Here is a 24,071-nt window from a genome sequence, read left to right on the forward strand (position 1 = left end):
GCCCCTCCCACATTCGCTCTACCTTTTGCTCTGGATACGTTCTGTAAAACCTCCCCGCCTCGCTCTTCCCTACCTCGTCTACCCTTGAAAAACCGCAGGAAGCGGCCTCCCCTTTCAAGGAACGAGCATGTCCCTCGCCATCGTCCACAGCCGCGCCCAGATCGGCGTCGAAGCCCCTGCCGTCACCGTTGAAGTGCATATGGCCAATGGTCTGCCGTCCCTGACGCTGGTGGGCCTGCCCGAAACCGCGGTCAAGGAAAGCAAGGACCGGGTGCGCAGTGCCATTCTCAACTCTGCGCTGCAATACCCCGCTCGCCGGATCACCCTCAATCTCGCGCCCGCCGACCTGCCCAAGGACGGCGGGCGTTTTGACCTGGCGATTGCCCTGGGGATCCTGGCGGCCAGTGTGCAGGTGCCGGCGTTGACGCTCGATGACGTGGAATGCCTGGGGGAGTTGGCGCTGTCCGGCGAGGTGCGGGCGGTAAAAGGCGTGTTGCCGGCCGCGCTGGCGGCGCGCAAGGCCGGGCGCACCGTGATAGTGCCGCGGGCGAATGCCGAAGAGGCGTGCCTGGCGTCGGGGTTGAAGGTGATTGCGGTGGACCACCTGCTGCAAGTGGTGGCGCACCTGAATGGACATGTGCCGATCGAGCCTTACACGTCCGATGGCCTGCTGTACTTGAACAAGCCCTATCCGGACCTGAGTGAAGTCCAGGGCCAGCTCGCGGCCAAGCGAGCGTTGCTGATCGCGGCAGCGGGGGCGCATAACCTTTTGTTCAGTGGGCCGCCCGGCACCGGCAAGACCCTGCTCGCCAGCCGCCTGCCAGGTTTATTGCCGCCGTTGAGCGAACAGGAGGCGCTGGAGGTTGCCGCGATTCAATCGGTTGTAAGTCTGGCGCCGCTGAGCCATTGGCCCCATCGACCGTTTCGCCAACCGCATCACTCGGCATCCGGCCCGGCACTGGTGGGCGGCGGCTCGAAACCACAGCCGGGAGAAATCACCCTGGCTCATCATGGGGTGCTGTTCCTGGATGAGCTGCCGGAATTTGATCGCAAGGTGTTGGAAGTGCTGCGCGAACCGCTGGAGTCGGGGCATATCGTGATTTCCCGCGCTCGCGACCGAGTGAGTTTCCCGGCGCGCTTCCAACTGGTCGCGGCGATGAACCCCTGCCCTTGCGGTTATATGGGCGAACCCAGCGGGCGCTGTCGTTGTACGCCGGAACAGATTCAGCGGTATCGCAACAAGCTCTCGGGGCCGCTGCTGGACCGGATTGACTTGCACCTGACCGTGGCGAGGGAAACGACGGCACTGAACCCGATCCAACAGGCGGGCGAGGATACCGCCCACGCCTCAGCGCGGGTCGCCCAGGCTCGCGAGCATCAGCAAAAGCGCCAGGGCTGTGCGAATGCCTTTCTTGATCTGCCGGGGCTGCGCGAGCACTGCAAGCTCGCGAAGGTGGATGAAAGCTGGCTGGAAACGGCCTGTGAACGACTGACCCTATCGCTGCGCGCGGCCCATCGACTGCTCAAGGTGGCACGCACGCTGGCGGATCTGGACCAGATAGAGACCATCACCCGCGACCACCTGAAAGAGGCCCTGCAATACCGCCCGGCGGCGATCACTTAAGCTTGGCGCAAAGCCAAATGTGGGAGCGACAGGCCTCCCACATTGTGTACAGCAGTGGCTCAGCGAAAGCGATCCACCTCATGGCGCAGGCTCGCCGCCAACGTCTCCAGTTCCTTGGCGGTAATCGCCAGGTTGGACACCACTTCGCGTTGCTCACTGTTGGCCAGCGCGATGCTCTGCAGGTTGCTGCTGAGCAGGGTCGCGGTGCTGCTCTGCTCCTGGGTGGCCGTGGTGATGGCCGCGAACTGCTGACCGGCCGAGCGGCTTTGCTCGTCGATACGCGCCAGGGCCGAGGCCACGTCGGCGTTGCGCGACAGGCCTTCCTGCATCAGCGCGTTGCCTTGCTCCATGGTGCTGATGGCGTTGCCGGTTTCCTTCTGGATGCTCTGGATCATGCCGGAAATTTCATCGGTGGCCTCACGGGTACGCGACGCCAGGTTACGTACTTCGTCGGCCACCACGGCAAACCCACGGCCCTGCTCCCCTGCACGGGCGGCTTCAATGGCGGCGTTGAGCGCCAGCAAGTTGGTCTGTTCGGCAATCGAGGTGATCACGCCGACGATCCCGCCGATTTCCTGGGAGCGCTGGCCGAGGGTGTTGATCACCGTGGCCGTGCTGTTCAGGGCGGTGGCAATGTGTTCCAGGGACGACGACGCTTCCTGCATCGAGGTGCGGCCAATGCGGGTCTGCTGGGCGTTTTCCTGGGCCAGGCGTTCGGTATTGCCCATGTTGTCGGCGATATTCAACGACGTCGCGCTGAACTCCTCTACCGCGCCGGCCATGCTGGTGATCTCGCCGGACTGCTGCTCCATGCCCTCATAGGCACCGCCGGACAAACCGGACAAGGCCTGGGCGCGGCTGTTGACCTCTTCGGCTGCGTTACGGATATGGGAGACCATGGTCGACAGCGCTTCGCCCATCTGGTTAAAGCTGCGTGCCAGTTGGCCGATTTCATCATGGCTGGACACGCTCAAGCGTGCGCTCAGATCGCCCGCACCCAGGGCCTCGGCTTGACTCACCAGGTCACTCAGGGGCTGCAACTTGCTGCGCAGCAGCCAGACCGTGGCGCCTACTGCCAGCAACATCGCCAACACACTGCCGATCACCAGGCGGATCCCCACGGCCCAGGTTACCGCGCGGATTTCAGCTTTCGGCATGCTCGCGACCACGGCCCACGGGCCGCCTTCGAACGGTACCGAAACGCTATAGAAGTCTTCGTTCTTGTCGCTCCAGAAGCGGCCTTTGCCGGGGGTCTTGGCCAGGTCCAGCATCACCGGCACCGATTGATCCAACGCCTGCACGCCGGCGGGTGCCACCAGCCAGTGCTTTTGCTCATCCAGCAGTGCAAGGGAGCCGGTCTGGCCAATTCGGAAGCGCTTGAGGTTTTCGAATTGGGCATTCTGCGCATCGGTGTAGTCAAAACCGATGAACAGCACGGCGATAACCTTACCGCCGCTGTCACGCACCGGGCTGTACTGGGTCATGTAGGAACGATCGAACAACACCGCCCTGCCGATGTAGGTCTGCCCACCCACAACGCGCTGGTAGGCCGGGCCCTGACGGTCGAGGACGGTGCCGATGGCGCGGTTGCCATCCTGCTTGGTCAGGGACGTGCTGATACGGATGAAGTCGTCGCCACTGCGCACAAATACGGTGGCCACGCCGCCAGACATTTGCTTGAACTCGTCCACCTCATCAAAGTTGTTGTTCAACACCTCGTTGCCCAGGTACAGGCTGGGCGTCTGAACACCGGCCACGCTCACGGGTTGGTCCACATGCACGCTCAACCCGGCACCGAAACGTTTTTCAAACAGCCCGCTCAAACGCTGGGTGCTCTCGCGCAAGGTGCCGTGGAAGGTATTGAGTTGGTCGGCGAGCAGGCGCGCCTCGCTGGCCAGGTGCTCCTCGCGGGTGTCGAGGTTGGCGGAGTCAAGGGAACGCAAGGCAAACACCGTACTGCCGCTGATAACGACAGCCAGAATCACGGCTAACGCGAGGCCTAACTGGGAGGCAATCCGGGCGCGAGGTTGAGACATGACAGCTCCTGGCCGAGGCCAGGATCATCCTGATCTCATAGCGCTGCTCGGCAAATTATCTGATGGGAAACGTTGGTGCACGATAGTTCCAACACACCTACTTCGGCTGGCCGCAGCAATACTTGAGCGCTTCACAGGGGTATCACGCAAACGGTTGCGAACCAACGCCGCCAAGCATTCAGTCGAGGCGTTCGACCGCAGGCAACACCATCGCCTGCACCTCGCCTTGCAGAAATTCCGCCAGCCGTCGCAAGCGCTCGCCGCCAGGGCGGGTTTTTGGCCAGACCAGGTAGTAATTTTCCCCACTGGCCACCGCCGTCGGCCACGGCAGGCTCAATCGTCCTTGGGCGACGTCCTCGGCCACCATCAGCAAATCGCCCATGGACACGCCATAGCCCCGCGCAGCGGCGATCATGCCCAGCTCCAGGGTGTCGAACACCTGCCCGCCCTTGAGCGACACCTGGGACGACAGCTGCATGCGCGCCAGCCAATTGCGCCAGTCGCGCCGGTCGGGCGTGGGGTGCAGCAATTCGGCGGTGGCCAGGCGCGCGGCGTCCCAAGGCCCATCCTCCAGCAGGTTCGGCGCACCGACAGGAATCAACAGCTCCGGAAACAGGTAACTGGCCTCCCAATCCACTGGAAAACGCCCATCGCTCAGCAGCACCGCACAGTCGAAAGGCTCCTGATTGAAGTCCACCTCGTCCACGCTCATCCAGGCGCTGGTCAGTTGCACCTCATTGCCCGGCTGCAGCGCCCGGAAGCGGCTGAGTCGCGCCAGCAGCCAGCGCATGGTCAATGTGGAGGGGGCCTTCATGCGCAGGATGTCATCTTCGGCATTCAAGGTATGGCAGGCGCGCTCCAGCGCCGCGAACCCTTCGCGCACACCGGGCAACAATAGACGCGCCGCTTCAGTGAGCTGCAAGGTGCGGCCATTGCGCTGGAACAGCCGGCAGGCGAAATGCTCTTCAAGCGTGCGGATATGTCGGCTCACCGCACTTTGGGTGATCGACAACTCCTCGGCCGCGCGGGTGAAAGAACTGTGTCGGGAGGCCGCTTCAAACGCGCGCAAGGCATAAAGAGGAGGAAGACGACGAGACATGAGGAAAGCTCCGACAGCGCAATACTGAAACCCTACCAGAATCAATCAAGCATGAGTTTTAATCATGCAAACGATCGCATTTATCCCTTTGTGCAATGGGCTGAGAGCGCCGAGAATCAACCCTTCCCCAACCCTCTGACTTTTTGAGCGTGATGATCATGCAGCATCCGGCACGTACCGAACTCTGGGCCATTCTGCGGCTGTCAGGGCCGTTGATTGCCTCACAGTTGGCGCACATGCTGATGGTGTTGACCGACACCCTGATGATGGCGCGCCTGAGCCCCGAAGCCCTGGCCGGTGGCGGCCTGGGTGCCGCAAGCTATTCGTTCGTCGCGATTTTCTGCATCGGCGTGATTGCCGCCGTGGGCACCTTGGTTGCGATCCGCCACGGCGCGGGCGATATCGAAGGCGCCACCCGCCTGACCCAGGCCGGGCTGTGGCTGGCCTGGCTGATGGCCCTGGCGGCGGCCCTGCTGCTGTGGAACCTCAAGCCGGTGCTGCTGATGTTCGGCCAGACCGAAACCAACGTGCACTCGGCCGGGCAATTTCTGACCATGCTGCCGTTTGCCCTGCCCGGCTACCTGAGCTTCATGGCCCTGCGCGGTTTTACCAGCGCCATCGGCAAAGCCACTCCGGTGATGGTGATCAGCGTCGGTGGCACGGTGGTCAACTACCTGCTCAACCACGCGCTGATCGAAGGCATGTTCGGCTTGCCCAAGCTCGGCTTGATGGGCATCGGCCTGGTCACGGCGATTGTCGCCAACAGCATGGCGCTGGCGTTGATGTGGTACATCCGCAGCAACCGGGCCTACGCCGCCTACCCGCTGAGTACCGGGCTGCTGCGCCTCAACACCCAATATCTGCGCGAGTTGTGGCGCCTGGGCCTGCCGATCGGCGGCACCTATGCGGTGGAGGTCGGGCTGTTTGCCTTTGCAGCCCTGTGCATGGGCACCATGGGCAGCACGCAGTTGGCAGCGCACCAGATCGCCCTGCAAATCGTATCGGTGGCCTTTATGGTGCCGGCGGGGATGTCCTACGCGGTGACCATGCGCATCGGCCAGCATTATGGCGCCGGGCAGTTGCTGCAGGCACGCATGGCCGGGCGTGTCGGCATAGGCTTTGGCGCGGCGATAATGCTGGGATTCGCGGCGGTGCTGTGGCTGTTTTCCGAGCCGCTCATAGGACTGCTGATCGACCACGACAACCCGGCGTTCCACGACGTGATCGTCCTGGCCGTGAGCCTGCTGGCCGTCGCCGCGTGGTTCGAGCTGTTCGACGGCGTGCAAACCATCGCCATGGGTTGCATTCGCGGGCTCAAGGACGCCAAGACCACGTTCCTGATCGGTGCGGGCTGCTACTGGTTGATTGGCGCACCCTCGGCCTGGCTGATGGCCTTCACGTTGGGCTGGGGGCCAACCGGCGTGTGGTGGGGCCTGGCACTGGGACTGGCCTGCGCCGCGATAAGCCTGACCTGGGCGTTTGAAGCGAAGATGAAGCGGATGATTCGCCGGGAAGGCCCGGCGCCCGAAGCCGACATCGGCTTTCAGGCGGTACAGGCCGACTAGAGCCCCTCGCTCACTCGGGTGTGCTTGCCGTCGCCGAAGGTCAGGTATTCCACCAGCTCCGGCAACGGCAGCGGCTTGCTGATCAGGTAACCCTGGGCCTGGTCGCAGCCGAACAGCCGCAACAGCGCCAGTTGCTCGGGGGTTTCCACACCTTCGGCCACCACTTCCAGATTGAGGTTGTGCGCCAGATTGATCATGGCGTGCACCAGCTTGCGGTTTTCCTCACGCTCTTCCATGCCGCCGACAAAGCTCTTATCGATTTTCAACAACGCAATCGGCAGGCTGTTGAGGTGCACGAACGAAGAAAAACCGGTGCCGAAGTCATCCAGGGAAAACCGCACACCCAGGCGACCAAGGGCGTCCATGGTCTGCTTGACCAGGTCACTGCGGCGCATCACCGCGGTTTCGGTCAGTTCGAACTCCAACCATTGCGCTTCCACGCCGCGCTCGCTGATCAGCCGGCTCAGTGTAGAAAGCAACTGGCTGTCCTGGAACTGGCGAAACGACAGGTTGACCGCCATGTGCAGCGGCGGCAGGCCGCGTTCACGCAGGTCTTGCATGTCACGCAGGGCTCGGGAAATCACCCAGTAACCCAACGGTACAATCAGGCCGCTCTGTTCGGCCAGGGGCACGAATTCACTCGGCGGCAACAGGCCGCGCTCGCCGTGGCGCCAGCGCACCAGGGCTTCCAGGCCGACGATATGCCCGTCGTCGAGGTCGAGGCGCGGCTGGTAGTGCAGCTCCAGCTCATCACGGCGCAAGGCACGGCGCAGCTCGCTTTCCAGGTCGGCCAGGCTGCGCGCGTTGCGGTTGATACGTTCGTTAAAGATATGAAAGGTACAGCCCTGGGTGCTCTTGGCTTGCTGCATGGCGATATGGGCATGCCACATCAGCGGGTCGGCGCCGGCACGGGCGCGGGCATGGGCCACGCCCAGGCTGCAGCCGATCAGCAGGCTTTCGCCATCCACCCAATACGGCTCGGCCATGGCTTCGGTGATGCGCTCGGCCATCCACTCCGCACGCTGGGGCGCGCGGCGCGTATCGATCAGCAGGGCGAATTCGTCGCTGCCCAGGCGCGCCAGTTGATCGCCGGCTTCCAGCTGGCTCTTGAGCCGCGAGACCACTTGCAGGATCAGGCGGTCGCCGGCCTGGTGGCCGAGGGCATCGTTGGCATGGCGGAAATTATCGAGGTCCAGGTGACCGAGGGCCAGGCCGCGACCTTCGTTCTCGGCCAACCGTGCGGCCAGCAGGGTCTGGAAGCCCTGGCGGTTGGCGATGCCGGTGAGCGGGTCCTGCTCGGCCAGGCGTTGCAGGGTGTTTTCCAGCACCCCCCGCTCCCGCACATGGCGCAGGCAACGACGCAACGTGTCGGCGTCCAGCGCATTGCGGATCAGCCAGTCACTGACGCCCAGTGGCGAAACCAGCGGCTCCTGTTCCAACAACAACACGCACGGCAAGCTGCAACGGCCAGGGCCGGGTTGCAGGCTGGGCATGGTCAACAGCACTGCGCTGTCGTCGTCATCGAACAGACGACTCACCGAGTCCCAGTTTGGCGCGCTGATCAGCACAGCCCCATCGCCCATCGGCGCCAGGCACTCGCGCAACAACGCTGCCCACTCAGGCGTATCGGCCAGCAGCAGCAAACGCAAGGGTTCGACAGGCGTAGACAAGCTAGCTCCCTAGACTCTGCAAAAATTCGTTGGCGGCGGGCATTATGACGTGCGGCCTGATAATCACCAATGATAGGGGTTATCAAATACGCAGGCTGTAAGCAATTGTCTAAAAACCCCGACATCCTGCGGCAAAGTAGCAAAACCGGCAAATTTAGATCGAGTGGTACGTCACACCGTCGATCCAGGGCAGCAGAATCTTGCCAGCCTGTTAAAATGCCCGCCCTTTTGAACAACGACTCCCTGAATTCCGTATGTCCCGACTCAATCCCCGGCAGCAAGAAGCCGTGAACTACGTCGGCGGCCCTCTATTGGTGCTCGCCGGTGCAGGTTCCGGCAAGACCAGCGTGATCACCCGCAAGATCGCGCACCTGATCCAGAACTGTGGCATCCGCGCCCAGTACATCGTCGCCATGACTTTTACCAACAAGGCCGCGCGGGAAATGAAGGAGCGTGTCGGCACCCTGCTCAAGGGTGGCGAAGGCCGTGGCCTCACGGTATGTACCTTCCACAACCTGGGCCTGAACATCATCCGCAAGGAGCATGTGCGGCTGGGCTACAAGCCGGGCTTCTCGATCTTCGACGAGACCGACGTCAAGGCCCTGATGACCGACATCATGCAGAAGGAATACGCGGGCGACGACGGCGTCGACGAGATCAAGAACATGATCGGCGCCTGGAAAAACGACCTGATCCTGCCGCCAGAAGCCCTGGAAAACGCGCGCAACCCCAAGGAACAGACCGCTGCCATTGTCTACACCCACTACCAGCGCACGCTCAAGGCGTTCAACGCGGTGGACTTCGACGACCTGATCCTGCTGCCGGTAAAGCTGTTCCAGGAACACGCCGACATCCTCGAAAAGTGGCAGAACAAGGTGCGTTACCTGCTGGTGGACGAATACCAGGACACCAACGCCAGCCAATACCTGCTGGTGAAGTTGCTGATCGGTACGCGCAACCAGTTCACCGTGGTGGGCGACGACGACCAGTCGATCTACGCCTGGCGCGGCGCCCGCCCGGAAAACCTGATGCTGCTCAAGGACGACTACCCGTCCCTGAAAGTGGTGATGCTGGAGCAGAACTACCGCTCCACCAGCCGCATCCTGCGTTGCGCCAACGTGCTGATCTCAAACAACCCCCACGAGTTTGAAAAACAACTGTGGAGTGAGATGGGCCACGGCGATGAGATCCGCGTGATCCGCTGCCGCAACGAAGACGCCGAAGCCGAGCGCGTGGCGGTGGAAATCCTCAGCCTGCACCTGCGCACCGACCGCCCCTACAGCGACTTCGCGATCCTGTATCGCGGCAACTACCAGGCCAAGCTGATCGAGCTGAAATTGCAGCACCACCAGGTCCCGTATCGGCTGTCAGGTGGCAACAGCTTTTTCGGACGCCAGGAAGTGAAGGACCTGATGGCCTACTTCCGCCTGATCGTGAACCCGGACGACGACAACGCCTTCCTGCGCGTGATCAACGTGCCGCGCCGCGAGATTGGTTCCACCACCCTGGAAAAGCTCGGCAACTACGCCACCGAACGCAAGATCTCGATGTACGCCGCCACCGACGAAATCGGCCTGGGCGAACACCTGGATACGCGTTTCACCGATCGCCTGTCACGCTTCAAGCGCTTCATGGACAAGGTACGTGAACAGTGCGCCGGCGAAGACCCGATCAGCGCCCTGCGCAGCATGGTCATGGACATCGACTATGAAAACTGGCTGCGCACCAACAGTTCCAGCGACAAGGCCGCGGATTACCGCATGGGTAACGTCTGGTTCCTGATCGAAGCGTTGAAGAACACCCTGGAAAAAGACGAAGACGGCGAAATGACCGTCGAAGACGCCATCGGCAAGCTGGTGCTGCGCGACATGCTCGAGCGCCAGCAGGAAGAGGAAGACGGCGCCGAAGGTGTACAGATGATGACCTTGCATGCGTCCAAGGGCCTGGAATTTCCCTACGTGTTCATCATGGGCATGGAAGAGGAAATCCTCCCGCACCGCTCCAGCATCGAGGCCGACACCATTGAGGAAGAACGGCGCCTGGCCTACGTGGGCATTACCCGCGCACGTCAGACACTGGCCTTCACCTTTGCCGCCAAGCGCAAGCAATACGGCGAAATCATCGATTGTGCCCCCAGCCGTTTCCTGGACGAGCTGCCGCCGGATGACCTGGCCTGGGAAGGCAATGACGACACCCCGACCGAGGTGAAGGCCGTTCGCGGCAACACCGCCCTGGCGGATATACGCGCGATGTTAAAGCGCTAGAATCGACTACTTTTTAATCTACTTTCGGCGCACAACCCGCCATTAGAGGAAGCTTTCCGTGGAAGCACTGCACAAGAAAATTCGCGAAGAAGGCATCGTGCTTTCCGATCAGGTACTCAAGGTCGACGCCTTTCTGAATCACCAGATCGACCCGGCCCTGATGAAACTGATCGGCGACGAATTCGCCGCGCTGTTCAAGGATTCGGGCATCACCAAGATCGTCACCATTGAAGCGTCGGGCATCGCACCGGCGATCATGACGGGCCTGAACCTGGGCGTGCCGGTAATTTTCGCCCGCAAGCAGCAGTCCCTGACCCTGACCGAAAACCTGCTGTCGGCGACGGTGTATTCCTTCACCAAGAAAGTCGAAAGCACCGTGGCGATCTCGCCGCGCCACCTGACCAGCAGCGACCGCGTACTGGTGATCGATGACTTCCTGGCCAACGGCAAGGCATCCCAGGCGCTGATTTCGATCATCAAGCAGGCCGGTGCGACCGTTGCCGGCTTGGGGATTGTGATCGAGAAGTCGTTCCAGGGTGGCCGTGCGGAGTTGGATGCGCAGGGCTATCGGGTTGAGTCGCTGGCGCGGGTGAAGTCGCTTGAAGGTGGCGTCGTCACCTTCATCGAGTAATCGTTGCCTGCACGCGGTTAAACATGTGGGAGGGGGTTTGCCCCCTCCCACATGTTGACCTGTGTTGATTTTAGTGTGCGGTTGCTTGTAAGCCAGCGAGCAATAGGCGCTGATAGAGATCCTCCTTCAACCCCTCCGGCGAATCCAACCCCATCCGCTTCAGATGCTCGGGAAACGCCTGGGGCTCCGGTGCATCCAGCGCTGCCTTGCCCAGTTCCAGAATCTCCGTCAGCTTGAATTTGCTCTTGAGCCAGTTCAAGGCGCGCAACAGATCCCGCTCTTCGTCAGTGAAGTCGCTGCCCAGCGGATATTCCGGGAACAAACGCCGATGCCGCGCCTGGATACCTTGGAGCCGCTCCGGCGTGTTGTCGCCAAAGCGCGGATCCAGCTGGAAATCCTTGGGCAACTTGCCGGCCTTTTGCGCCTGCTCGATCAAGTCGGCCTGGAAGCGTGAGTCGGTGATGTTGAGCAACGCCTCGATCACCTTGGCATCCGTCTGCCCACGCAGGTCGGCAATACCGTATTCCGTGATGACGATGTCCCTCAGGTGGCGGGGAATGGTGCAATGCCCATACTCCCAGACGATATTGGAACTGACCTCACCCGCCGACTCACGCCAACTGCGCAGGATCAGGATTGAGCGCGCGCCCTCCAGCGCATGCCCCTGAGCCACAAAGTTGTATTGCCCGCCTACGCCGCTGAGCACGCGACCATCCTCCAACTGGTCGGCCACGCCTGCGCCCAGCAACGTCACCGTGATCGCGCTGTTGATAAACCGTGCATTCTGGCGCTGCAGGCGCTTGAGTTCTTCCTGGCCGTACAGCTCGTTGATGTAACTGATGCGGGTCATGTTGAATTCCAGGCGCTTGGCGTGGGTCATCTCCTGCAAACGCTGGTAAAAACTGCGCGGCCCGAGGAAGAACCCGCCATGGATCGAAACGCCATCGGGTTGTGCCGCATCATCCAGCAAACCGGCGTTGGCTTGTTCCTGGGTGGCCACATCCGGGTAGACCTTGCGCCGGATAATCCCCGCATCCGCCAGCACCAGCAGGCCGTTGACGAACATTTCGCTGCAACCGTAGAGGCCACGGGCGAAGGGCTCGACACCGCCTTCACGGCTGATCAGCGGGGCCCACTGGTATACATCGATGTCCGTCAGCAGCAGTCGATAGGCTTCGTTGTCCGCTTGGCGCGCCAGCAACGCGGCGGTCAGCGCATCCCCCATGGAACCGATGCCGATCTGCAAGGTGCCGCCGTCGCGCACCAGGGTGCTGGCATGCAAGCCGATGAAATGGTCCTGGAACCCCACCGGCATGTTCGGTGTGGAGAACAGTGTGGTGCTGTCCTTTGCATCGATCAGGTAGTCGAACGCGTCCATGCCCAACTCCGAGTCGCCCGGCATGTAGGGCAACTCGGTGTGAACCTGGCCAACAATCAAGACGGTTTCGCCCGCTTCACGGCGCTTGGCGATCATGGGCAGCAGGTCGAGGGTGATGTCGGGGTTGCAGCTCAGGCTCAGGCGATCCGGGTGTTCGGCGCTGCTCGCGACCAACTGCGCCACCAGGTTCAGGCCGGCGGCGTTGATGTCGCGGGCGGCGTGGCTGTAGTTGCTGCTGACGTAGTCCTGCTGGGCCGACGTGCTGTGGAGCAGACTACCGGGCTGCATGAAGAACTGCTGCACATGGATATTCTTCGGCAGGCTGTCTGAGTGCAGCGCGGCGAGAAACTCCAACTCTGGGTAATCACCAAACACCCGCTCGATAAAGGGTTCGAGGAAACGCTTCTGCAACCCATCGCCCAAGGTGGGGCGGCCCAGGCTCAGCGCGGTGTAGATCGTCAGCGCCCGCTCCGGCAGCTTGGCGATACGCCGGTACAGTGCATTGGCAAACAGGTTGGGCTTGCCCAGCCCCAGGGGCATGCCCATGTGGATATGCGCCGGTAGCCGCGCGAGTACATCGTCAACTGCTTGCTCGATTGAACACAACTGCACCATCCGACCCTCCTGAACATTCCATGATTAGGGGTTGGACAGAGAATGGCGGGTCTTTGCTGCAAAGAACAGCCTCGAAACACACATCACACCCACAAAAAAGCCGCTCGTAAGCGGCATTTTTGACGAAGATCGGCGGTTACAGGCCGGACATCTTCTTGATCGCGCCCTTCAGGTCATCATCCGAGCAATCCGCACAGGTGCCTTTTGGCGGCATGGCGTTGATACCGGTGATGGCCTTGGCCAGGATGCCATCAAGGCCGCCCTGGTGGTCGGCGCGTTCTTTCCAGGCGGCGGTGTCGCCGATTTTCGGCGCGCCCAGCAGCCCGGTACCGTGGCATGCGTTGCAGTGCTTGGCGATGATGTCGTCGGGCGTCTTCGCAGCGCCCCCGCCCGCAGCTACCGCCACTTCCATGCCCTTGCACTCCTGGCCCTGGACGCACACCTGGCCAACCGGCTCCAGGCGCTTGGCAATGTCATCGTTGGTCGCAGCTTGAGCGCTGACAGCCCATAGGGCCAGTACGGTTGCTGGTGCAGCCAGCATTTTCATAATTAGATTCACGCGTTCACCCTCAATGGTGGCTATTCACGCCTGCGGCCACGGTTTCGCAGGCGGCGAAAGTATAACGGTTAGCCCGTCCGGCCGAAACAACCCTATTAAATAAAGGGAGATTCAGTCTCGCGGAATGCTGCTCGGGAGCCTCTGCAACGCTGGCAGGACGCCTCTTTTGTTAGAAGTTCGCGGGTGTGGCTGCGCTGATTAGTCGCGCCGGCACATCGAACGGATTACGGAAACGATGGGGCTTGGTGCTTTCAAAGTAGTAGCTATCGCCGGCTTCGAGCACAAAAGTTTCAAGACCGACCACCAACTCCAAACGGCCCTCCACCAGAATCCCGGTTTCCTCGCCCTCATGGGTGAGCATTTCTTCGCCTGTATCGGCGCCAGGCGGGTAGATTTCATTGAGAAATGCAATTGCCCGGCTCGGGTGCGCACGGCCCACCAGCTTCATGGTGACGGCGCCGTCAGAGATGTCGATCAGCTCATTGGCTTTATAGACGATCTGCGTCGGTATTTCCTGGAGGATCTCCTCGGAAAAGAACTCGACCATGGACATGGGGATGCCGCCCAGCACCTTGCGCAAGGAACTGATCGAGGGGCTGACGCTGTTTTTTTCGATCATCGAAATGGTGCTGTTGGTGACACCCGCGCGCTTGGCGAGCTCACGCTGGGAAAGACCCTTCAGCTTACGGATGGATTGCAGTCGTTCGCCGACGTCCAATGCGGGAGCCTCCTAGGATTCAGGCGTTGTTGTAATTGAGCGTTATCATGGCGACAGCGTTCAGTATTTACAACACTTGGGCCTAAATCCCAGGGCGCTGTGTTCGTTCCTGACGGTCAAGCGCCGGAATAGAGCCTTGGCACACGACGCAGGTTGCAGAATATCTGGTACGGGATGGTCTCGGCGGCGGCGGCGACGTCACTGGCGAGGATATTTTTGCCCCACAACTCCACCGTAGAACCAAGACCCGCATCCGGGACGTCTGTCAGGTCGATGCACAGCATGTCCATGGACACGCGACCCAGCAATTGGCTGCGCTGCCCCGCCACCAGCACCGGCGTGCCGGTGGGCGCATGGCGCGGGTAGCCGTCGGCATAGCCCATGGCAACCACGCCGATACGCATCGGTTTGGGCGTGATGAACCGGGCGCCGTAGCCCACCGGCTCGCCGGCTGGCAGTTCACGCACACAGATCACTTTCGATTCCAGGGTCATCACCGGCTGCAAACGCGCGGCCAAGGCCTGGTCCTCACCAAACGGTGTGGCGCCATACAGCATGATGCCCGGGCGTACCCAGTCGCTGGATACGCTCGGCCAACCCAGCACCGACGGCGAGTTGCGCAGGCTGACCTCAGCCACCAGGCCCTGGCGCGCCGCATCGAATACCGCCACTTGCTCGTTGCTGCTGACGCAATCGAGTTCATCGGCGCGGGCAAAATGGCTCATCAACACAATCTTTGCGACTTTGCCGCTGGCCAGCAGGCGCTGGTAAGCCTCGTGGTAATCCTTGGGGTGCAGGCCAACGCGGTGCATCCCCGAATCGAGCTTGAGCCAGATGGTCAGCGGCGCGCTCAACCGGGCCTGTTCGATGGCCTCCAGTTGCCACAGCGAATGCACCACGCACCAGAAATCATGCTCGACGATCAGCGGCAACTCGTCGGCTTCGAAAAAACCTTCGAGCAGCAGCACTGGCGCGCGAATACCCGCGGCGCGCAGCTCCAGCGCCTCCTCGATGCACGCCACGGCAAACCCGTCGGCCTCGGCTTCCAGCGCCTGGGCAACGCGTACGGCACCATGGCCGTAGGCGTCGGCCTTGACTACGGCGAGGGCCTTGGCCCCCGTGACTTCACGGGCCAATTGGTAGTTGTGGCGCAGGGCTTGGAGGTCGATCAGGGCACGGGCAGGACGCATGGCGGCAGGCTTCTAGGCGGCAAAGTGAAGAAAAACCGGCGCCGACCAACAGCGTCAGCACCGGGAGAGGGAGCGTTGTTTAAGGCAGCGCGGCCACAACGGACAGCTCTACCAGGATTTCCGGTTCGCACAGCTTGGCCTCAACCGTGGCGCGGGCCGGGGCGACGCCTTTGGGCAGCCACTTGTCCCACACCGCGTTCATGCCGGCGAAATCGGCGTCGATGTCTTTCAGGTAGATCGTCACCGACAACAGCTTGGTTTTGTCGGTGCCGGCCAAGTCCAGCAAACGCTCGATATTGGCCAGGGTTTCACGGGTCTGCTGTTCAATCCCGGCGCTCATGTCGTCACCGACTTGCCCGGCCAGATACACGGTACCGCTGTGAACGACGACCTGGCTCATGCGCTCATTGGTGAGCTGGCGCTGGATTGACATGTTTTGCGGACTCCTGGTGGTTGCCATAACGGGAAATATCGAGACCTTCGGCGCTGATCTGCGGCGTTTTCTTCGCCATCAGGTCGGCCAACAGGCGACCGGAGCCGCACGCCATGGTCCAACCGAGGGTGCCATGGCCGGTGTTGAGGAACAGGTTCTTGAACGGCGTGGCACCGACAATCGGCGTGCCGTCGGGTGTGGTCGGGCGCAGGCCGGTCCAGAACGTGGCTTCGGCCAGATCGCCGCCTTGAGGATAAAGGTCGTTGACGATCATCTCCAGGGTTTCACGCCGACGCGGGTTAAGCGACAGGTCAAAACCGGCTATTTCAGCCATGCCGCCGACGCGGATGCGGTTGTCGAAACGGGTGATGGCGACCTTGTAGGTCTCGTCGAGAATGGTCGACGTCGGCGCCATCGCCGAGTTGGTAATCGGCACCGTCAGCGAGTAGCCCTTGAGCGGGTACACCGGCGCCTTGATCCCCAGCGGCTTGAGCAGCTTCGGCGAGTAGCTGCCGAGGGCCAGCACGTAGCGGTCGGCGGTCTCCAGCTTGCCGTCGATCCATACGCCGTTGATGCGGTCGCCGGCGTAGTCGAGGCGCTGGATGTCCTGTTCGAAGCGAAAATCCACACCCAACTGCTTGCACATGTCGGCCAGGCGGGTAGTGAACATCTGGCAGTCGCCGGTCTGGTCGTTGGGCAGGCGCAGGGCACCGGCGAGGATATCGGTGACGCTGGCCAGGGCCGGCTCAACACGGGCGATACCGGCGCGGTCGAGCAGTTCGAACGGCACGCCGGACTCTTTCAACACGGCGATGTCCTTGGCGGCGCCATCCAACTGGGCCTGGGTACGGAACAACTGGGTAGTCCCGAGGCTGCGGCCTTCGTAGGCGATGCCGGTTTCAGCACGCAGCTCATCAAGGCAGTCACGGCTGTACTCGGACAGGCGCACCATGCGCTCCTTGTTCACCGCATAACGGCTGGCGGTGCAGTTGCGCAGCATCTGCGCCATCCACAGGTATTGGTCAATATCCGCCGTGGCCTTGATCGCCAACGGCGCGTGGCGTTGCAGCAACCACTTGATGGCCTTGAGGGGCACGCCCGGCGCGGCCCATGGCGAAGCGTAGCCTGGGGACACCTGGCCGGCGTTGGCGAAACTGGTTTCCATGGCAGCAGCGGGCTGACGGTCGACCACAACCACTTCAAAGCCGGCCCGCGCCAAATAGTAGGCACTGGTCACCCCAATGACACCGCTACCCAAGACCAGAACGCGCATTTTTATACCCTCATCGCGGGCTTGGCCGCTGACGTGTGTTATTCGAGCAATGATGGGCGCAGTATAAAAAGCAATCGCCAGTGCATTTCACTATATAAATGCCTATATTTGGCGACAATTCTCGGCAAAAACCCTTTTGACAGAGGCGTATCCCCTATGCGTACCAACACCCAGACCAAGCGGGAGCTGGACAAGATCGACCGCAACATCCTGCGCATCCTGCAAACCGACGGGCGAATTTCGTTCACCGAGCTGGGGGAAAAGGTCGGGCTGTCCACCACGCCGTGTACAGAGCGGGTGCGGCGGCTGGAGCGCGAGGGGATCATCATGGGTTACAACGCGCGGCTCAATCCCCAGCATTTGAAGGGAAGTTTGCTGGTATTTGTCGAGATCAGCCTCGATTACAAATCCGGCGACACCTTTGAGGAGTTCCGCCGCGCCGTGCTGAAACTGCCCCATGTGCTGGAATGCCACCTGGTCTCGGGGGACTTCGACTATCTGGTGAAAGCGCGGATTTCCGAGATGGCCTCGTACCGCAAATTGCTCGGCGACATCCTGCTCAAGTTGCCCCATGTGCGGGAATCGAAGAGCTATATCGTGATGGAAGAGGTCAAGGAGAGCCTCAACCTGCCTATTCCCGATTAAACCAGCACCTGCCGAGTGCTCGCCATGTATTCATGGATCTGCTTTTCCACCCGTGGATGAATCAGCTCTACGGGCCCCCGCCCATTGGGGCATGGCAAGGTCTTCGTGGTGCCGAACAGCCGACAGATCAGCGGCCGTTCGTCATACACGGTGCAGCCGTTGGGCCCCAGGTGCACACAGTTCAGCTCGTCCATCGCCGCGTCCTGCTCGGCAGCGGTCTTGCGTGGCAGGCGCGACATTTCCTCGGGCGAAGTGGTGACCGGCCCACAGCAGTCGTGGCAGCCGGGGACGCACTCGAACGAAGGAATCTGACGGCGAAGCGCACTGATTTTCTGACTGTTGCAACTCATCGAAACAGGTACCGAACGGCGAATAGAGGTGGATTCTGAAGCAAAACGCCCCGCGCAGACAGCTTCGTCCGACCGCTGTATCCTGCGTCAAATTTTCCAAACAGGGATGCTCCCCATGACCGCCAGCGCCCGGCACACCGCTTCCTACTACGCCGCCAGCAGCGTGCCGCAACCCGATTACCCGGCGTTGACGGGCGAAGTAGGCGCGGACGTATGCGTGATCGGCGGCGGTTTCTCCGGCCTCAATACGGCCCTGGAGCTGGCTGAGCGCGGCTTCAGCGTGGTGCTGCTGGAGGCGCGCAAGATCGCCTGGGGTGCCAGCGGGCGCAATGGCGGCCAGTTGATTCGCGGCGTCGGTCACGGCCTGGAGCAGTTCACCAACGTGATCGGCACCGATGGCGTGCGCGAGATGAAGCGGATGGGCCTGGAAGCCGTAGAGATCGTGCGTGAACGTGTCGAACGCTACCAGATCCCCTGCGACCTGACCTGGGGCTACTGCGACCTGGCCAACAAGCCTCGCGACCTGCAAGGCCTTGCCGAAGACGCCGAAGAACTGCGCAGCCTGGGCTATCCCCACGAAGTGCGCCTGCTGCAGGCGAGCGACATGGGCAGCGTCATCGGCTCCGACCGCTATGTGGGCGGCATGATCGACATGGGGTCCGGCCACCTGCATCCATTGAACCTGGCTCTCGGCGAAGCCGCCGCCGCGCAGCAATGGGGTGTGCAGTTGTTCGAACAGTCGGAAGTCACGCGCATCGACTACGGCCCCGAGGTCAAGGTGCACACCGCCCACGGCACTGTGCGCGCCAAGACCCTGGTCCTGGCTTGCAATGCCTACCTCAATGGACTGAATCCGCAGTTGAGCGGCAAGGTGCTGCCCGCCGGCAGCTACATCATCGCCACCGAACCGTTGAGCCAGGCCCAAGCCGCCAACCTGCTACCGCAGAACATGGCCGTGTGTGACCAGCGCGTGACGGTGGATTACTTCCGGCTGTCCGCCGACCGTCGCCTGTTATTCGGCGGCGCCTGCCACTACTCCGGACGCGACCCCAAGGACATCGGCGCCTACATGCGGCCAAAGATGCTGCAGGTGTTCCCACAGCTGGCCGACGTGAAGATCGATTACCAATGGGGCGGCATGATCGGCATCGGCGCCAACCGCCTGCCGCAGATCGGCCGCCTGGCGGACCAGCCCAACGTGTATTACGCCCAGGCCTACGCAGGCCACGGCCTCAACGCCACGCACCTGGCGGGCAAGCTGCTGGCCGAAGCCATCAGTGGCCAGCAGCAGGGACGTTTCGACCTGTTCGCCCAGGTGCCGCACATCACCTTCCCCGGCGGCAAGCACCTGCGCTCGCCGCTACTGGCCTTGGGAATGCTCTGGCACCGCCTCAAAGAGCTGGTCTGATCAATCGCGCCAGAAGGGTTTCAAGCCTTCCTGGCGGGCTTGCTCCGAGGTCAATCCAACATCGCGCAATTGCTCGCGAGTCAAGTGCAGCAAGGCCTTGCGCGTATGGCGGCGGTGCCAGAACAGGCTCCAGCGGCTGATCTCGCGCGGCGATATCGCCCGCTCTTGTCCAGCCTGCAATTCCTGACTGTGTAACGTCAGCCGCACATCACTCATGCCGTTCATTTTGCTGCCCCTCATTTGCCTGTTGCCATGAGTGACTAGAATGGGCGAGCCGGCAAAACCATTACAGATTCAACCAACCTTTATTAAATCCATACAGACACTGCCTGTACGCGGCTGAATCCTGTATTTTCCCCCTATCTGTACTGGTCCCCTGGGAGCGACCGCCATGACGCTTTACGTCAACCTCGCCGAATTGCTGGGCACACGCATCGAACAGGGGTTCTATCGCCCTGGCGATCGACTGCCGTCCGTACGTGCCTTGAGCGTGGAGCACGGGGTCAGCCTGAGCACCGTGCAGCAGGCGTATCGACTGCTGGAAGACAATGGCCTGGCGATGCCCAAGCCCAAGTCCGGCTACTTTGTACCGGTAGGTCGGGAGTTGCCGGCGCTGCCGGAGGTCGGCCGCCCGGCCCAGCGCCCGGTGGAAATATCGCAGTGGGACCAGGTACTGGAATTGATTCGCGCAGTCCCGCGCAAAGACGTCATACAGATGGGTCGCGGCATGCCGGATGTATTGTCACCCACCCTCAAGCCCCTTCTGCGCAGCCTGGCGCGTGTCAGCCGGCGCCAGGATTTGCCGGGGCTGTATTACGACAATATCCTCGGCTGTATGGAACTGCGCGAGCAAATCGCCCGGCTGTCATTGGATTCCGGCTGCCAACTGACGGCCGAGGACATCGTGATTACCACCGGCTGCCATGAGGCGCTGTCCGCCAGCATCCACGCCATCTGCGAACCAGGCGATATCGTTGCGGTGGACTCGCCCAGTTTCCACGGGGCCATGCAGACCCTCAAGGGTTTGGGCATGAAAGCCCTGGAAATCCCCACCGACCCGATCACCGGCATCAGCCTCGAAGCCCTGGAACTGGCGCTGGAACAGTGGCCGATCAAGGTCATCCAGCTGACCCCCAACTGCAATAACCCCCTGGGCTACATCATGCCGGAAGCGCGCAAACGCGCATTGCTGACCCTGGCCCAGCGCTTTGACGTGGCGATCATCGAAGACGATGTGTATGGCGAACTGGCCTACAGCTACCCACGCCCGCGTACCATCAAATCCTTCGACGAAGACGGTCGTGTGCTGCTGTGCAGTTCGTTCTCCAAGACCCTGGCGCCAGGCCTGCGCATTGGCTGGGTGGCTCCGGGCCGGTACCTGGAGCGGGTACTGCACATGAAGTACATCAGCACCGGCTCCACCGCCACCCAGCCGCAGATTGCAATTGCCGAGTTTCTCAAAGGGGGGCATTTCGAACCGCATTTGCGACGGATGCGCACACAATACCAGCGTAATCGCGACCTGATGCTCGACTGGGTCAGCCGCTACTTCCCGGCCGGCACCCGCGCCAGCCGCCCCCAAGGCAGTTTCATGCTGTGGGTAGAGCTGCCGGAAGGCTTCGACACCCTCAAGCTCAACCGCGCACTGGTGGAACAAGGCGTACAGGTGGCTGTGGGAAGCATCTTTTCCGCGTCGGGCAAGTACCGTAACTGCCTACGCATGAACTACGCTGCCAAGCCCACCGCCCAGATTGAAGAGGCCGTGCGCAAAGTCGGCGCTGCCGCGATGAAGATGCTGGCCGAAACGGTGGACTGACCTTTCGCGAGAAATCGCCGTCATATGTCGACAACCGCCCTGACCTGGACACGACTCCCTTGATGATTCGACGGCTTTTACCGTTTTTCCTGCTGGGAGCCCTGGCCCTGAGCGGCTGCGCCACGGTGAGTACCCCGCGCATACCCAGCGACGCCCTGCCGGCCGCCCAGTCGTCGTTCGGCCGCTCGATCCAGGCCCAGGCCGCGCCTTACCAGGGCCGTTCAGGTTTTCGCCTGCTGCCCAACAGCAGCGAAGCCTTCATGGCCCGCGCCGAGCTGATCCGCAATGCCCAGACCAGCCTTGACCTGCAGTACTACATCGTCCACGACGGCATCAGCACCCGCATGCTGGTGGATGAACTGCTCAAGGCCGCCGACCGTGGCGTGCGCGTGCGCATCCTGCTGGATGACACCACCAGCGACGGCCTCGACCAGATCATCGCCACCCTCGCCGCCCACCCCAAGATCGAGATTCGCCTGTTCAACCCCCTGCACCTGGGGCGCAGCACCGGTGTGACGCGCGCCATGGGCCGCCTGTTCAACCTGTCGCTGCAACACCGGCGCATGCACAACAAGCTGTGGCTGGCGGACAACAGCGTGGCCATCGTCGGTGGGCGCAACCTGGGGGATGAGTATTTCGACGCCGAGCCCAACCTGAACTTCACCGACATCGACATGCTCAGCGTCGGGCCGGTGGCCGAGCAACTCGGGCACAGTTTCGATCAGTACTGGAACAGCGCCCTGAGCAAACCCATTGATGATTTTGTCTCCAATACGCCCTCCAAAGGTGACCTGGCCGCCGCGCGCCTGGGCCTGGAGGCGTCGCTGGCCGAATCGCGCCAGCAGAAGCACGCGCTGTACGCGCGCCTGCGCACCTACCAGACCCAGCCGCGCATGGACATCTGGCGCCGCGAACTGATCTGGGCCTGGAACCAGGCGCTGTGGGACGCACCCAGCAAGGTGCTGTCCAAGGCCGACCCGGACCCGCACCTGCTGCTGACCACGCAACTGGCCCCGGAGCTGGAAGGCGTCAACCATGAACTGATGATGATCTCGGCGTACTTCGTGCCGGGACAGCCCGGGCTGGTGTACCTGACGGGGCGCGCCGACGCGGGCGTATCGGTGAGCTTGTTGACCAACTCCCTTGAAGCCACCGACGTGCCTGCCGTACATGGCGGCTATGCACCGTACCGCAAGGCGCTGCTGGAGCATGGGGTAAAACTCTACGAGCTGCGCCGCCAACCGGGTGACGGCGGCAGCGGCCCGCACCTGTTTCGTCGAGGCACGTTCCGCGGCTCGGACTCGAGCCTGCACAGCAAGGCGATGATCTTTGATCGGCAAAAATCGTTTGTCGGCTCTTTCAATTTCGACCCGCGCTCCGTGCTGTGGAACACCGAGGTCGGCGTGCTGGTGGACAGCCCCGAGCTGGCGGAACACGTGCGCAATCTCGCCCTGCAAGGCATGGCGCCGGCCCTGAGCTACGAGGCGAAACTGCAGGACGGCAACGTGGTATGGGTGACCGAGGACAACGGCCAACTGCACACCCTGACCCGTGAGCCGGGCAGTTGGTGGCGACGGTTCAATGCCTGGTTCGCCACCTCGGTCGGCCTGGAGCGCATGCTCTAGGAACAGCGAGGATCAAGCGGGCTGAGCAGCACCAAACGCGCCTTGGCGCAGCAACAGCACCACCAAACCCAAGGCCCCGGCCGCCATCAGCCACGGCAGCGCGTGCCCGCTGATCCATTGGCTGCCGGCGCCGGCCACCAGCGGGCCGATCAGGCAACCGATGCCCCACAACTGCGCGATGTGGGCATTGGCACGCACCAGCGCATCGTCACGATAACGCTCGCCGATCAGAATCAGCGACAACGTGAACAACCCGCCGGCACTGGCGCCGAACAGCACCCATATTGGCCAGATCAGCAGCGTGTGCATCAGCAACGGAACCGCCAGGCTCGATGCCAGCAACAGCAGTGCGCAACTCAAAAACAGCGTGCGTCGTGGCAGGTAATCCGCCAGCGCACCGATGGGCAGTTGCAGCATCGCGTCACCGACCACCACCGTGCTGACCATCGCCAGGGCAATTTCGGCAGTGAAGCCCTGTTGCAGGCAATACACCGGCAGCAGCGTCAGGATCATCGCCTCAAACGCGGCGAACAGCGCCACCGCCCAGGCAATCGCCGGCAGGCTCAGGCAGAAGCGCCACAGGTCCGCGAAGGTCACGCTGAACGATTCGGCACTGGGCGCACCAGAGCGACCCAGCAATGCCAACGGAGCCACCACCAGCAGGCCAACGCCGACCCAGAAACCATAGTCATGGTCGGTACCGATCAGGCCCAGCAGCAACGGGCCCGAGAGCTGGCTCAAGGCATAACTGCAGCCATACAGCGCCACCAGCCGGCCACGCCACTGCTCCACCACCAACTGGTTGATCCAGCTTTCACCGAGGATAAACACGATGGTCAGGATCACCCCGATCATCAGGCGCAACGCCAGCCATATCGGGTAGCTGGGCAGAATGGCCAGCAAACCGATGGACACCGCGCCAGCCCACAGGCACAGACGCATGAGATTCGCGGTGCCGAGCCAGGCGGCCAGACGGCTGGAGACCTTGGCGCCGAGCAATACGCCAAAGGCCGGCATGGCGGCCATTACGCCAATCGCGAAACTGCCGTAGCCCCAGCCCTCCAGGCGCAGGGAGACCAGCGGCATGCTGACGCCCAGGGCCAGGCCGACACTGAGTACCGAGGCCAGGACGGCGAAATAGGTCGCCCAACGCATTGCCACGCTCCTGTGGA

General features: G+C 62.2%; 20 protein-coding genes and 1 pseudogene. 8 read left to right on the forward strand and 13 right to left on the reverse strand.

Annotated elements, in window-relative coordinates; all coding sequences use genetic code 11:
- Positions 1-127: 127 nt before the first annotated feature.
- The gene (locus tag BLQ09_RS06115; protein WP_092355842.1) at positions 128-1,624 is read left to right on the forward strand and encodes a YifB family Mg chelatase-like AAA ATPase; all 1,497 of its coding nucleotides are present in this window, start codon (positions 128-130) and stop codon (positions 1,622-1,624) included.
- Between the two features lie 59 nt (positions 1,625-1,683).
- Here BLQ09_RS06115 and BLQ09_RS31805 read toward each other — a convergent pair whose 3' ends face one another.
- From BLQ09_RS31805 to BLQ09_RS06125, 3 genes and pseudogenes are all read right to left on the reverse strand, one after another.
- Positions 1,684-2,544 carry a methyl-accepting chemotaxis protein gene (locus BLQ09_RS31805; RefSeq protein WP_371914493.1) on the reverse strand — a complete coding sequence of 287 codons (861 nt, stop codon included), beginning with the start codon at positions 2,542-2,544 and terminating at the stop codon, positions 1,684-1,686.
- 42 nt (positions 2,545-2,586) lie between these two features.
- A pseudogene (locus BLQ09_RS31810) lies at positions 2,587-3,660 on the reverse strand (Cache 3/Cache 2 fusion domain-containing protein); the annotation flags it as partial.
- A gap of 178 nt (positions 3,661-3,838) precedes the next feature.
- Positions 3,839-4,759 (reverse strand): LysR substrate-binding domain-containing protein, encoded by a 921-nt coding sequence (locus tag BLQ09_RS06125; protein WP_027608309.1) that lies wholly within the window; start codon positions 4,757-4,759, stop codon positions 3,839-3,841.
- Positions 4,760-4,911: 152 nt separating this feature from the next.
- Between BLQ09_RS06125 and BLQ09_RS06130 the strand changes: the two genes are divergently transcribed.
- On the forward strand, positions 4,912-6,324 hold the full coding sequence (locus BLQ09_RS06130; protein WP_027608308.1) for a NorM family multidrug efflux MATE transporter: 1,413 nt from the start codon (positions 4,912-4,914) through the stop codon (positions 6,322-6,324).
- On the opposite strand, the gene BLQ09_RS06135 is transcribed toward BLQ09_RS06130, so the two are convergent.
- Positions 6,321-7,994, reverse strand: a complete 1,674-nt coding sequence (locus tag BLQ09_RS06135; RefSeq protein WP_027608307.1) for a putative bifunctional diguanylate cyclase/phosphodiesterase — start codon at positions 7,992-7,994, stop codon at positions 6,321-6,323. The two genes, BLQ09_RS06130 and BLQ09_RS06135, sit on opposite strands and share 4 nt — an antisense overlap.
- A 254-nt stretch (positions 7,995-8,248) precedes the next feature.
- Between BLQ09_RS06135 and rep the strand changes: the two genes are divergently transcribed.
- Positions 8,249-10,258 (forward strand): DNA helicase Rep, encoded by a 2,010-nt coding sequence (gene rep / locus BLQ09_RS06140; RefSeq protein WP_027608306.1) that lies wholly within the window; start codon positions 8,249-8,251, stop codon positions 10,256-10,258.
- A gap of 58 nt (positions 10,259-10,316) precedes the next feature.
- Positions 10,317-10,889 carry a xanthine phosphoribosyltransferase gene (locus BLQ09_RS06145; RefSeq protein ID WP_025856334.1) on the forward strand — a complete coding sequence of 191 codons (573 nt, stop codon included), beginning with the start codon at positions 10,317-10,319 and terminating at the stop codon, positions 10,887-10,889.
- Positions 10,890-10,959: 70 nt separating this feature from the next.
- Here the strand turns inward: BLQ09_RS06145 and BLQ09_RS06150 are convergent, their stop codons facing one another.
- From BLQ09_RS06150 to dadA, 6 genes are all read right to left on the reverse strand, one after another.
- Positions 10,960-12,882, reverse strand: a complete 1,923-nt coding sequence (locus BLQ09_RS06150; protein ID WP_027608305.1) for an acetyl-CoA hydrolase/transferase C-terminal domain-containing protein — start codon at positions 12,880-12,882, stop codon at positions 10,960-10,962.
- A 136-nt stretch (positions 12,883-13,018) separates the two neighbouring features.
- Positions 13,019-13,429 (reverse strand): c-type cytochrome, encoded by a 411-nt coding sequence (locus tag BLQ09_RS06155; RefSeq protein WP_043293857.1) that lies wholly within the window; start codon positions 13,427-13,429, stop codon positions 13,019-13,021.
- Positions 13,430-13,610: 181 nt separating this feature from the next.
- Complete coding sequence (locus BLQ09_RS06160; protein WP_003176893.1) at positions 13,611-14,159, reverse strand: cupin domain-containing protein; 549 nt, start codon at positions 14,157-14,159, stop codon at positions 13,611-13,613.
- Between the two features lie 116 nt (positions 14,160-14,275).
- Positions 14,276-15,349, reverse strand: a complete 1,074-nt coding sequence (gene alr, locus BLQ09_RS06165; RefSeq protein ID WP_027608303.1) for an alanine racemase — start codon at positions 15,347-15,349, stop codon at positions 14,276-14,278.
- A gap of 79 nt (positions 15,350-15,428) precedes the next feature.
- Entirely contained in the window at positions 15,429-15,782 is a 354-nt protein-coding gene (locus BLQ09_RS06170; protein WP_027608302.1) for a RidA family protein, read from the reverse strand.
- Positions 15,754-17,055 (reverse strand): D-amino acid dehydrogenase, encoded by a 1,302-nt coding sequence (gene dadA, locus BLQ09_RS06175; RefSeq protein WP_027608301.1) that lies wholly within the window; start codon positions 17,053-17,055, stop codon positions 15,754-15,756. The genes BLQ09_RS06170 and dadA overlap by 29 nt, the downstream gene beginning before the upstream one ends.
- A gap of 156 nt (positions 17,056-17,211) precedes the next feature.
- On the opposite strand from dadA, the gene BLQ09_RS06180 reads away from it, so the two are divergent.
- Positions 17,212-17,700 carry an Lrp/AsnC ligand binding domain-containing protein gene (locus BLQ09_RS06180; RefSeq protein WP_003176896.1) on the forward strand — a complete coding sequence of 163 codons (489 nt, stop codon included), beginning with the start codon at positions 17,212-17,214 and terminating at the stop codon, positions 17,698-17,700.
- Here the strand turns inward: BLQ09_RS06180 and BLQ09_RS06185 are convergent.
- Complete coding sequence (locus tag BLQ09_RS06185; protein ID WP_003176897.1) at positions 17,697-18,050, reverse strand: YkgJ family cysteine cluster protein; 354 nt, start codon at positions 18,048-18,050, stop codon at positions 17,697-17,699. The genes BLQ09_RS06180 and BLQ09_RS06185 overlap by 4 nt on opposite strands.
- Positions 18,051-18,165: 115 nt before the next feature.
- On the opposite strand from BLQ09_RS06185, the gene BLQ09_RS06190 reads away from it, so the two are divergent.
- A complete protein-coding gene (locus BLQ09_RS06190; protein ID WP_092355845.1) occupies positions 18,166-19,458 on the forward strand; it encodes an NAD(P)/FAD-dependent oxidoreductase in 1,293 nt (430 codons plus the stop codon).
- Here the strand turns inward: BLQ09_RS06190 and BLQ09_RS06195 are convergent, their stop codons facing one another.
- Complete coding sequence (locus tag BLQ09_RS06195; protein ID WP_027608299.1) at positions 19,459-19,683, reverse strand: DUF1127 domain-containing protein; 225 nt, start codon at positions 19,681-19,683, stop codon at positions 19,459-19,461. It abuts the gene before it with no gap.
- A gap of 166 nt (positions 19,684-19,849) precedes the next feature.
- On the opposite strand from BLQ09_RS06195, the gene BLQ09_RS06200 reads away from it, so the two are divergent.
- Both BLQ09_RS06200 and BLQ09_RS06205 read left to right on the forward strand, forming a co-directional pair.
- Positions 19,850-21,274 (forward strand): aminotransferase-like domain-containing protein, encoded by a 1,425-nt coding sequence (locus BLQ09_RS06200; protein ID WP_092355848.1) that lies wholly within the window; start codon positions 19,850-19,852, stop codon positions 21,272-21,274.
- Between the two features lie 62 nt (positions 21,275-21,336).
- Positions 21,337-22,899 carry a phospholipase D family protein gene (locus BLQ09_RS06205; RefSeq protein WP_027608297.1) on the forward strand — a complete coding sequence of 521 codons (1,563 nt, stop codon included), beginning with the start codon at positions 21,337-21,339 and terminating at the stop codon, positions 22,897-22,899.
- A 12-nt stretch (positions 22,900-22,911) separates the two neighbouring features.
- On the opposite strand, the gene BLQ09_RS06210 is transcribed toward BLQ09_RS06205, so the two are convergent.
- Positions 22,912-24,054, reverse strand: a complete 1,143-nt coding sequence (locus BLQ09_RS06210; protein WP_092355851.1) for an MFS transporter — start codon at positions 24,052-24,054, stop codon at positions 22,912-22,914.
- Positions 24,055-24,071: the final 17 nt, after the last annotated feature.

The sequence above is a fragment of the Pseudomonas sp. NFACC25 genome, assembly GCF_900100935.1.
GTDB lineage: Bacteria > Pseudomonadota > Gammaproteobacteria > Pseudomonadales > Pseudomonadaceae > Aquipseudomonas > Aquipseudomonas marginalis.

Excerpts from the sequence above, each read along its gene's own strand:
- BLQ09_RS06170 (WP_027608302.1), bottom strand. The coding sequence starts at position 15,782 with ATGTCAATCCAGCGCCAGCTCACCAATGAGCGCATGAGCCAGGTCGTC.
- BLQ09_RS06190 (WP_092355845.1), top strand. The coding sequence starts at position 18,166 with ATGACCGCCAGCGCCCGGCACACCGCTTCCTACTACGCCGCCAGCAGC.
- BLQ09_RS06185 (WP_003176897.1), bottom strand. The coding sequence starts at position 18,050 with ATGAGTTGCAACAGTCAGAAAATCAGTGCGCTTCGCCGTCAGATTCCT.
- BLQ09_RS06155 (WP_043293857.1), bottom strand. The coding sequence starts at position 13,429 with ATGAAAATGCTGGCTGCACCAGCAACCGTACTGGCCCTATGGGCTGTC.
- BLQ09_RS06205 (WP_027608297.1), top strand. The coding sequence starts at position 21,337 with ATGATTCGACGGCTTTTACCGTTTTTCCTGCTGGGAGCCCTGGCCCTG.
- BLQ09_RS06115 (WP_092355842.1), top strand. The coding sequence starts at position 128 with ATGTCCCTCGCCATCGTCCACAGCCGCGCCCAGATCGGCGTCGAAGCC.
- dadA (WP_027608301.1), bottom strand. The coding sequence starts at position 17,055 with ATGCGCGTTCTGGTCTTGGGTAGCGGTGTCATTGGGGTGACCAGTGCC.
- rep (WP_027608306.1), top strand. The coding sequence starts at position 8,249 with ATGTCCCGACTCAATCCCCGGCAGCAAGAAGCCGTGAACTACGTCGGC.
- BLQ09_RS06130 (WP_027608308.1), top strand. The coding sequence starts at position 4,912 with ATGATCATGCAGCATCCGGCACGTACCGAACTCTGGGCCATTCTGCGG.
- alr (WP_027608303.1), bottom strand. The coding sequence starts at position 15,349 with ATGCGTCCTGCCCGTGCCCTGATCGACCTCCAAGCCCTGCGCCACAAC.
- BLQ09_RS06180 (WP_003176896.1), top strand. The coding sequence starts at position 17,212 with ATGCGTACCAACACCCAGACCAAGCGGGAGCTGGACAAGATCGACCGC.
- BLQ09_RS31805 (WP_371914493.1), bottom strand. The coding sequence starts at position 2,544 with ATGGGCGAAGCGCTGTCGACCATGGTCTCCCATATCCGTAACGCAGCC.
- BLQ09_RS06195 (WP_027608299.1), bottom strand. The coding sequence starts at position 19,683 with ATGAACGGCATGAGTGATGTGCGGCTGACGTTACACAGTCAGGAATTG.
- BLQ09_RS06125 (WP_027608309.1), bottom strand. The coding sequence starts at position 4,759 with ATGTCTCGTCGTCTTCCTCCTCTTTATGCCTTGCGCGCGTTTGAAGCG.
- BLQ09_RS06150 (WP_027608305.1), bottom strand. The coding sequence starts at position 12,882 with ATGGTGCAGTTGTGTTCAATCGAGCAAGCAGTTGACGATGTACTCGCG.
- BLQ09_RS06200 (WP_092355848.1), top strand. The coding sequence starts at position 19,850 with ATGACGCTTTACGTCAACCTCGCCGAATTGCTGGGCACACGCATCGAA.
- BLQ09_RS06210 (WP_092355851.1), bottom strand. The coding sequence starts at position 24,054 with ATGCGTTGGGCGACCTATTTCGCCGTCCTGGCCTCGGTACTCAGTGTC.